Genomic DNA, 7,670 nt, shown 5'->3' with positions numbered 1-7,670 from the left:
CACCGCATCGTGTTTCACGGCTGCGGAGCGGGTCGCGCTGGAGTTGGTGGAGGCCGTTTTGACCACGGCGCCGGTCGGCCGGGAGCGGGTCACCGACGAGCTCTACGCCCGGGCGGCGGAGCTCTACGAGCCGAAGGCCCTGGCGACGTTGACGATCGCGATCGGGCAGGTGAACTTCTTCGTCCCGCTCGCCGTGATCGGCAAGCCGGTCCCGGGTGTGAAGCCCGCCGAGCAGTGGTCCTGACACCCGGACGGATCGCCTGCCCGCGCTGTCCCGCCGGAAGCCGCCTGCCTCCTTCCCCCGAGGGGGCGGGCGGCCCGCGTTCGCCCGCCCCCGCCGGGGCGGTCCCGGAATCCGGGCCGCTCCCGTCGGGCCGGCCCCGGTGTCGGTCGGTGTCTTTCGTGCGGCGGCGGAGGCCGGCGCAGTGCCGGCTCCTGTCGAAGGGCCGTTCGCGGCCGGGCAAAACGGTCGGAGCGGGACGGCCGGAGCGGGATGGCCGGGCGGGATGGCCGGGCGGGATGGCTGGGCGGGATGGCTGGGCGGGATGGCTGGGCGGGATGGCTGGGCGGATCCGTTCGGTCCGTCTGTCCGATGGTCCGGGTGGGCGGTTGGCTGGTGCGTAGGGGGCGCGGGTTTCGGGTCGTTGCCGCTGGGGCGGTCACCGAAACGCGGTGGCCGGTGGCGGGAGCGCGTTTCGGTGACCGGCTCGATCACCTCCAAGGGCCTGGCTCTGTTCACGGGTACCAGCGGCGGTGGTTCACGGGTTTGAGTGGTGTCTGCGGTGGGCTGTGATGCGAACGGGGCGGGAGGCCGGGCAGTGCCGAGGCGGCCGGTTTCGGCTGGGGGCCCTGTGGGTCGAGGCACTTCACGCCGGCCGGCCGGGCGGGCCCCGGTTGTGGTGTGCCGGCCGGCTGACCGGCCCCGTGTGTCCGTGTCGGCTTGCGTGGCGGGGGGATTTTGCTTGTGTCGTTGTGTTCCTCGCGGCTTCCGTGGGCGGGCTTCGTCGTGTTCGTGGGGTGCGAGGGGTTGTGGCCCCGGTGCGTCCCGGACGCGGTGGGCCGAGTGACGAGGGTGTGGGTCGTCCGGTGCGGGACGTGGCCGCGGGGGTTACTTGGTTTCGACTCGTCCTACCGCGTCGGGGCCGGTCGTCAGTGCCTGGCGGGCGGTGTGCCAGGTGGGGGCGCCGGGGTGGAGCTGGGTGTGGAGGTAGGCGGCGGTGAGGTGGGCGAGGGCGGCGACTCGTTCGGGGTTCTCGTCGGTGGTCTCGGCGGCGTCGTATCCGGCGATCCCGCCGAGTCCGTGTTCCGCGTCGAACAGGGTGAGCAGGGTCTTGGGGCCGGGGGCGAGGGTGTAGGGGTCGGCGTGCCAGGCCGGTCCCATGTCGGTGAAGTGGGGGGAGTCGTCCTTGTCGCCGGCGACGACCAGCGCGGGTGCGGTCATGGTGGAGAAGTCGACGGCTCCGATGATCGGCCACTGCTTCGCCATTGGTCCGTTGAGGACGTCGCCGCCCCTGCCGGGCGAGGCGAGGAGCACGCCCGCCTTGATCCGGGGCTCGACGAGGTGCACCAGGTTCCCGGTGTCGGGGTCGGTGAGTCCGGCGCCCAGCAGGAGGGCGGCGGTGAAGCCGCCGAGTGAGTGTCCGGCGAGGGTGATCTTGGTGGGGTCGATCCGTCCCGCGAGTTGCGGCACGGTGCGCTCGATCACCTCGAGCCGGTCGAGGATGTGGGTCATGTCCTCGGCGCGGGAGCGCCAGAAGTCGGGTGCGCCGGGGGCGTCGGCGACCAGGTGGCTCAGTGTCCTGGAGGTGAGGTGGGTGGGCTGGAGGACGACGAATCCGTGGGCCGCCCAGAAGTCGGCGAGCGGTGCGTAGCCGTGGAGCGAGGAGAGGTGGTTCGAGGGGCCGTGGCCGTGGGAGAGGAGGATGACGGGGAGGCCGGTTCCGGTCGCGGGTGCGCAGACGCGCACCTGGAGGTCCACGGGACGTCCGGGTACGGGCAGGACCACGGGGCTGAATGACAGGACCGGGACGGGCGAGCCGAGGGCGTCGGCGCTGGTGGCGGTGGATGTGCTCACGGTGGTGGTTCCCTTTCGTGGTGCCGGCCGCACCCCGGTCTTGCTGTGACCGGGGGCGGAGAAGACGGTCAGGGGCGCTCCGCTTCGGATACCCTGAAGCGGAACGCTGCTCCACTTAATATCCGGAGCAGTGCTCCGTTTTGTCAAGCGGTACCGAGGGAGAACGCGATGACCACCGAAAACCCCGCCGGGCAGGTGCCGTCCCGAAGCAAGCGGGCCGACGCCCAGCGCAACCGGCAGACGGTGCTCACCGCCGCCGCCGAGGTCTTCGTCGCCTCCGGCGTCGACGCGCCCATCCGCCAGATCGCAGCCCGGGCAGGCGTCGGGATGGCCACGATCTACCGCCACTTCCCGACCCGCGCGGATCTCGTCACCGCCGTCTACCGCCACCAGATCGAGGCCTGCGCCGAGGCCGGCCCGAACCTGCTGGCCACGACCGGCTCACCCCTCGACGCGCTGCGCCAGTGGATCGACCTCTTCGTCGATTTCCTCGTCACCAAGCACGGGCTCGCCGACGCCCTGCAGTCCGACAACGACCGCTTCGCCGCGCTGCACGCCTACTTCCTCGACCGCCTGCTGCCCGTCTGCGCCCACCTGCTCGACGCCGCGGTCGAGGCCGGTGACATCAGGGCCGGCACGCAGCCCTACGAACTGATGCGCGGCATCGGCAACCTCTGCATCGGACGCGACGACGATTCCCGCTACGACCCGCGACGCCTGATCGCCCTCCTCCTCCAGGGACTTCAGCAACCGCAGGCGTCCTGACACCGACGAGCGGACGCCGCGACCTGCTCCCCGCGCAACGTCCCCGCGAATCCGAGCGGCCGCCTCTCGACAGCCGAGGACACCGGCCGGCGACCGTGGTCCCGAGCCGGTGTCGCCACGTCTCATCAACAGAACACGGCATGATCAGGATCATCAGGGCGCCGCTCAACGCCGTGGGCGGAGCGCTTCGGAAGCACTGTCCGGCTCACCGTCAACGCCGAGCAGAGCGACAGTCCGAGGATCGAGCTGTCCGTCACCGAGCTCCGCCGCCTGCTCGCCGGTGCCGAGCGCGACCTGGCCGACTTTCTCGCGCTGGCAGCCGACTGGGCATCCAGGCGCCTGCCCGGCCACCGCGTCCCCGTCACTGCCGCCCTCGCCCGCGTTCTCGACCTTCCCGCGCCGGCCATACCGCCGGAGTCGTAGACCCGGGTTCGACGGCGAAGTAGGCGGGGCCCGGGATTGTCTCGTGTGTGACGCGGTGAGCATGTTCGTGTGTACCTGCCTGGGCACTTCGACGTGTACACCGACAGCCGGGGCCGTTCGATGTCATCGACGAGGAGTTCGGGGTTCCCGTGAGGGTCCGGATCTGGATCGAGCCGGGCAGGGACGAGCTGTCGGCCGCTCAGGACGACGACGTGGTCGCCCTGGTGGCGGGCCTGCTGGAGGAGGTTTCGGCAGACGCGGCGCTCACCCACACCTACGAGACCGCCTGGCTGATCCGGCGTGGGGGCGAGCTGATCCTCCCCGAGCGGCCCACGCTCTGGCCCGAGCACCGGCTGGCCCTGATCAAGGGGCCCTGCCGGCGGGAAAGCCACCAGCTCTAGGAGGGAGCGGCCCGGGCGCTGTCTCGGGGCTCGGCCGAGGGGGCCGGGACACGGGGCGGTGCGGGCCCGCCGCTCCGTTAGGGACGGAGCGCGCCGCCGGCGCGGCGAGCGGGACGGGCGGGGTCTGGGGGGTGGGCGTGGTGGTGAGCTGGACGGGCGACCACGGGGGGACGGCGGGCTGGGGACGGCAGGACCACGGCGGGATGGGGGAGTCGCCGGCCCATGGTCGCTTTTCCACCAGAGGACCCGGCAGACGACCCGGCGTCACCGGCCCCGGACGTCGAGCCGGAGCCCGTTCGCGTGGACAGGGCCGGCCGGGACGGGTCCGGCCGCGAGTGACGCTTTTCCGTCGGTCGCCGGTGTCGGGGAGTTCTATGGCATGTCGAGGTCTTTGCGGGCCTCGGTGACCCAGCGCAGGGCGCCGTGGGCGGCGGTGGCCTCGGCCAGTTCCGTCGCTTCCCCGAGGTGCGTCATGGCGTCGTCTCGCCGTTCCTGCTGGGCGGCGAGGTAGGCCAGCCCGATCAGGTTCGCGGCCACTCCCGGCAGGAATCCCAGCTCCCGGCGCAGCCGGGTGGACTCCTCGAGGTGCTCGCGGGCCTCGTCGAGTCGTCCGGCCGTGTGGGCGGCGATTCCGAGGTGTCTGAGGGCGTAGGACAGGGTGAGCCGGTCCCCGGCCTCGGTGGCCAGGTCGCGGGCGCGTTCGAAGGCGGGCAGCGCGGTTGGGGTGTCGTCCCGGACCACTTGGTGGAAGGCTGCGACCCAGAACAGTGCCTCGCCCTCGCCGCGGACGTCCCCGAGCCTGCCGTACAGCTTCGCCGCGCGCTCGAACAGCTCCAGCTCCGCCGCGTCCTCGACCCGTTCCTCCAGGAACCGGGCGTGGATCACGCGGCCACGGGCCAGGGCGAGGTCCGCCTCCGCGGCGTCGAGGAGGAGATCGGCCGTCGCCAGCGCACCGGCGTCACCGCCGAACACGGCACGCTCGTAGAGGAGTTCGGCCTGTTCGATACGCTCATCCGTGGTCATACGGTGATCGTATCGGGGGCGTGGCGCCGGTGCCCCGGCCCGGTGGCCGGCGAGCCGAACTCCCCACCCCCGCACGGCCGTTCGGGACCGCGCCACCCACGGGACCGCCACGCGGCACCGCTTTCGTGCGCGACCGCTTCCGTGCGTGACCGCTTTCGTGCGTGACCGTCCGAGGCGGGTGCGCCGGGGGTGCGACCCGGGCAACCCCGGCCGATCGCCGGTGGCCGAACACGGTTGCGGGGCAGGAGGTCCAGCACCGACTCACCGGCCGCTGCTGCTTCGTGGCCGTGTGGGTCCTGCGCCCCGTTCCGGACGGCTCCCACCAACACGACAGCCCGGCCGCTGCGCCGGGCTGTCGTGGGTGATCACCCGGTGTGGCCCTGGAAGCGGGTCCTCTCGCCGCGCCGTACCGCCCTGGCCCCGTTCCACCTTGTTCCGCCGGGGCTGTTTGCCTCCTGCGGGGTTGGGGTGTCGCGTCGCTTGTCCGTGCGTGGGCGCGAACTCGGTCCTGTCCGGTGCCGGTGGGGTTGTTCCGGGTCCGGGGTGGGGCCGGGATTCTCTGGTGCCGGGGCCTGCCCGGGCCCGGCGGGGCCTTGCATGGGCCCGGGGGTTGGTGATGAGGGGGCCGGTGGGTGAGGGCGTGTCAGGCCGGATTCGGGGGTCGCGCCGGGTGTGGGCCGGGGTCCTTGTCGCGGGTGGGAATCCGGGGGGTGGCCGACGGCCTGGCCGTGGTGTGGGCCCGGTGGTTCGGCCCGCCGCGCCGCTTCCGTGCCGTCGCGTCGCCGCGCCGTCGCGTCGTTGTGCCGTGTCGGCCGCGGCTCTGGTCGGTGTTCGGTCCCGGGCCGGCTTCTCGGCGTCTTCGGCCCGCCGCCGCCGCCGTGCCGGGTGGCGGTGGCTGCGCCCGGCCTTTCGGGCCGCCGTGGGGCGGGCACGCACGGTAACCGTGGGGGATCTCTGCGGGAGCTGGCGTGAGGGCCCTCCGGCGGCCGAGAATCTCCGGATATCACCCGCCGTGGACGGATGCCCGCGGCGGGCGGGTGGGCAGAGGATGAAAGAAGGTGCCCAGGTGGGCGAGGACCGGTTGATCGCCGGCCGGTACCGGCTGCTGGAGGGGATCGGCAGCGGTGGCATGGGCACCGTGTGGCGGGCCAGGGACGAGCTGCTCGGCCGTGATGTGGCCGTGAAGGAGCTGAAGGTCCGTCCGGAGCTGTCGCCGGAGGAGACCGCGACCCTGCTGGAGCGGACCCGCCGCGAGGCGCGTAGCGCGGCCCGGATCAGCCATCGCAACGTGGTGGTGGTGCACGACGTGGTCCAGGACGAGGGCCTGCCGTGCGTGGTCATGGAGTACGTTCCCTCCCGCACCCTGGGCGAGGTCCTCAAGGAGCGGGGGCCGCTGCCCGCGGCGGACGCCGCCCGGATCGGGCGGGAGATCCTGGCCGGGCTGCGCGCGGCGCACGCCGCCGGTGTCGTGCACCGTGACGTCAAGCCGGGCAACGTCCTGCTCGCGCTCGACGGCCGGGTGGTGCTGACGGACTTCGGTATCGCCAGTGTCGCGGGCACCTCCACCCTGACCAGGACCGGGGAGTTGGTCGGGTCCGTCGACTACCTGGCGCCGGAGCTGGTGCGTGGCGGCACCCCGTCGCCGGCCTCCGACCTGTGGGCGCTGGGCGTCACCCTGTTCCAGGCCGTGGAGGGAGTGCCGCCGTTCCGCCGGCCGACCGCGATCGAGACGGCGATGGCGATCGCCACCGACCCGCCGGCGCCGGCGCTGCGCGCCGGTCCGCTCACCCAGCTGATCGCCTCGCTGCTGGAGAAGGAACCGCTGGGGCGGCCGACGGCCGAGGTCGCGGAGGCGCTGCTCGGCGACTCCGCGACCGGGCAGGCGAAGCCGGCCGACGGGCTCGAGGACGCCTACGCCCGAGGTCCCGAGCACGCTCACGGCCCTGGCTCCCACCTGGCGGCCGGTAGCGGCGCAGCGCCCGCGCGCCCCGAGGCCCGGCCCGCCACCGGTGAGACGTCCACCGTGGCGCAGCCGTCCGGGAGCCGCCTCACGCCCGACGCCCCCACCGCAGGTCACCTGTCCGACGCCCGGGCGCCCGGTCCCGCCGACGGTCACCTGCCCGCCGTTCCCGGTGTCCTTGCCGCCGGTCACCTGCCGGCCGTGCCTGCGGCGGCCGGTCCGGCCGTGCGGTCCGCCCGCCGCCGCGCCGGGCTGCGCTGGGGCGTTGCCGTCGCGGTGGCGGTGGTGGTGGCGGGTGTTCTCGTCCTGGAGCCGGGGCTGCGTCCCTGGCGGCACCGGGCGCAGGCCGGGCCGGTGACGTCCCCGGCCGCGTCGTCGCCGGCCGTGCCGTCCGCGACCGGTACGCCGTCCGCGACCGTCTCGTCCCCGGCTGCCTCGGGCAGTGCCGGGCCGGTGGTCGTCCCCGCGGGGTCCAGCATTCGCCGGGACCCGGCGGGTTTCTCGCTGGCCGTCCCGGACGGCTGGGTGCGCAGTACCGACGCGGCCGGCCGGGTGTTCTACCTCTCGCCGGACCGCGCCTTCCGGATCGGGATCCACCCCACCACCCCGAGTGGTGAGGGGGTGCTGGCCGAGCTCCGCAAGCAGGACGCCGCCGGCCCGCGGACCAACCCCGGCTACCGCGGCGGCAGCGTCCAGCCGACGGTCTTCCACGGCACCACCGACGCCGCCCTGTGGCTGTGGACCTGGAACGGCTACCCGGAGGACGGCTTCGGCGCCCGGCGCGTGCAGGACATCTCCTGGACGGAGCAGGGCCGCAGCTACGACTTCTGGGTCTCCGCGCCGACCGGCCGCCTGGACGAGGCCGACCACCACTTCCAGGTCGTGTCGGCCACCTTCCGGATCGGCTGACTCCCGGCCCGGCACGATCGGCGCGATCGGCGCGGCGGGCGGCGGGCGGCGGCCCGGGCCCACCCGCACCGCCCCGCGCCGGACGCCGCCTTCCTACGGTGCGGTTCCGGCACCC

General features: G+C 73.8%; 5 protein-coding genes and 1 pseudogene. 4 read left to right on the top strand and 2 right to left on the bottom strand.

The window, feature by feature from the left end:
• Positions 1–244 (top strand): annotated as a pseudogene (locus tag ABWK59_RS36550) (carboxymuconolactone decarboxylase family protein); the annotation flags it as partial.
• An 864-nt stretch (positions 245–1,108) separates the two neighbouring features.
• Here the strand turns inward: ABWK59_RS36550 and ABWK59_RS36545 are convergent.
• Positions 1,109–2,074 carry an alpha/beta hydrolase family protein gene (locus ABWK59_RS36545; RefSeq protein ID WP_354645371.1) on the bottom strand — a complete coding sequence of 322 codons (966 nt, stop codon included), beginning with the start codon at positions 2,072–2,074 and terminating at the stop codon, positions 1,109–1,111.
• A 168-nt stretch (positions 2,075–2,242) separates the two neighbouring features.
• On the opposite strand from ABWK59_RS36545, the gene ABWK59_RS36540 reads away from it, so the two are divergent.
• Positions 2,243–2,839, top strand: a complete 597-nt coding sequence (locus tag ABWK59_RS36540) for a TetR/AcrR family transcriptional regulator (protein ID WP_354645370.1) — start codon at positions 2,243–2,245, stop codon at positions 2,837–2,839.
• 548 nt (positions 2,840–3,387) lie between these two features.
• Positions 3,388–3,663: a SitI3 family protein gene (locus ABWK59_RS36530; protein WP_354645384.1), complete on the top strand. Its 276-nt coding sequence runs from the start codon at positions 3,388–3,390 to the stop codon at positions 3,661–3,663.
• A gap of 372 nt (positions 3,664–4,035) precedes the next feature.
• On the opposite strand, the gene ABWK59_RS36525 is transcribed toward ABWK59_RS36530, so the two are convergent.
• Positions 4,036–4,686 carry a tetratricopeptide repeat protein gene (locus ABWK59_RS36525; RefSeq protein ID WP_354645369.1) on the bottom strand — a complete coding sequence of 217 codons (651 nt, stop codon included), beginning with the start codon at positions 4,684–4,686 and terminating at the stop codon, positions 4,036–4,038.
• A gap of 1,048 nt (positions 4,687–5,734) precedes the next feature.
• Here ABWK59_RS36525 and ABWK59_RS36520 point away from each other — a divergent pair.
• Positions 5,735–7,555, top strand: a complete 1,821-nt coding sequence (locus ABWK59_RS36520) for a serine/threonine-protein kinase (RefSeq protein WP_354645368.1) — start codon at positions 5,735–5,737, stop codon at positions 7,553–7,555.
• Positions 7,556–7,670 lie beyond the last annotated feature (115 nt).

This window comes from Kitasatospora sp. HUAS MG31 (assembly GCF_040571325.1).
GTDB lineage: Bacteria > Actinomycetota > Actinomycetes > Streptomycetales > Streptomycetaceae > Kitasatospora > Kitasatospora camelliae.
The sequence above is the reverse complement of the archived record's forward strand: the minus strand, read 5'-3'. Positions and strand labels throughout refer to the sequence as shown.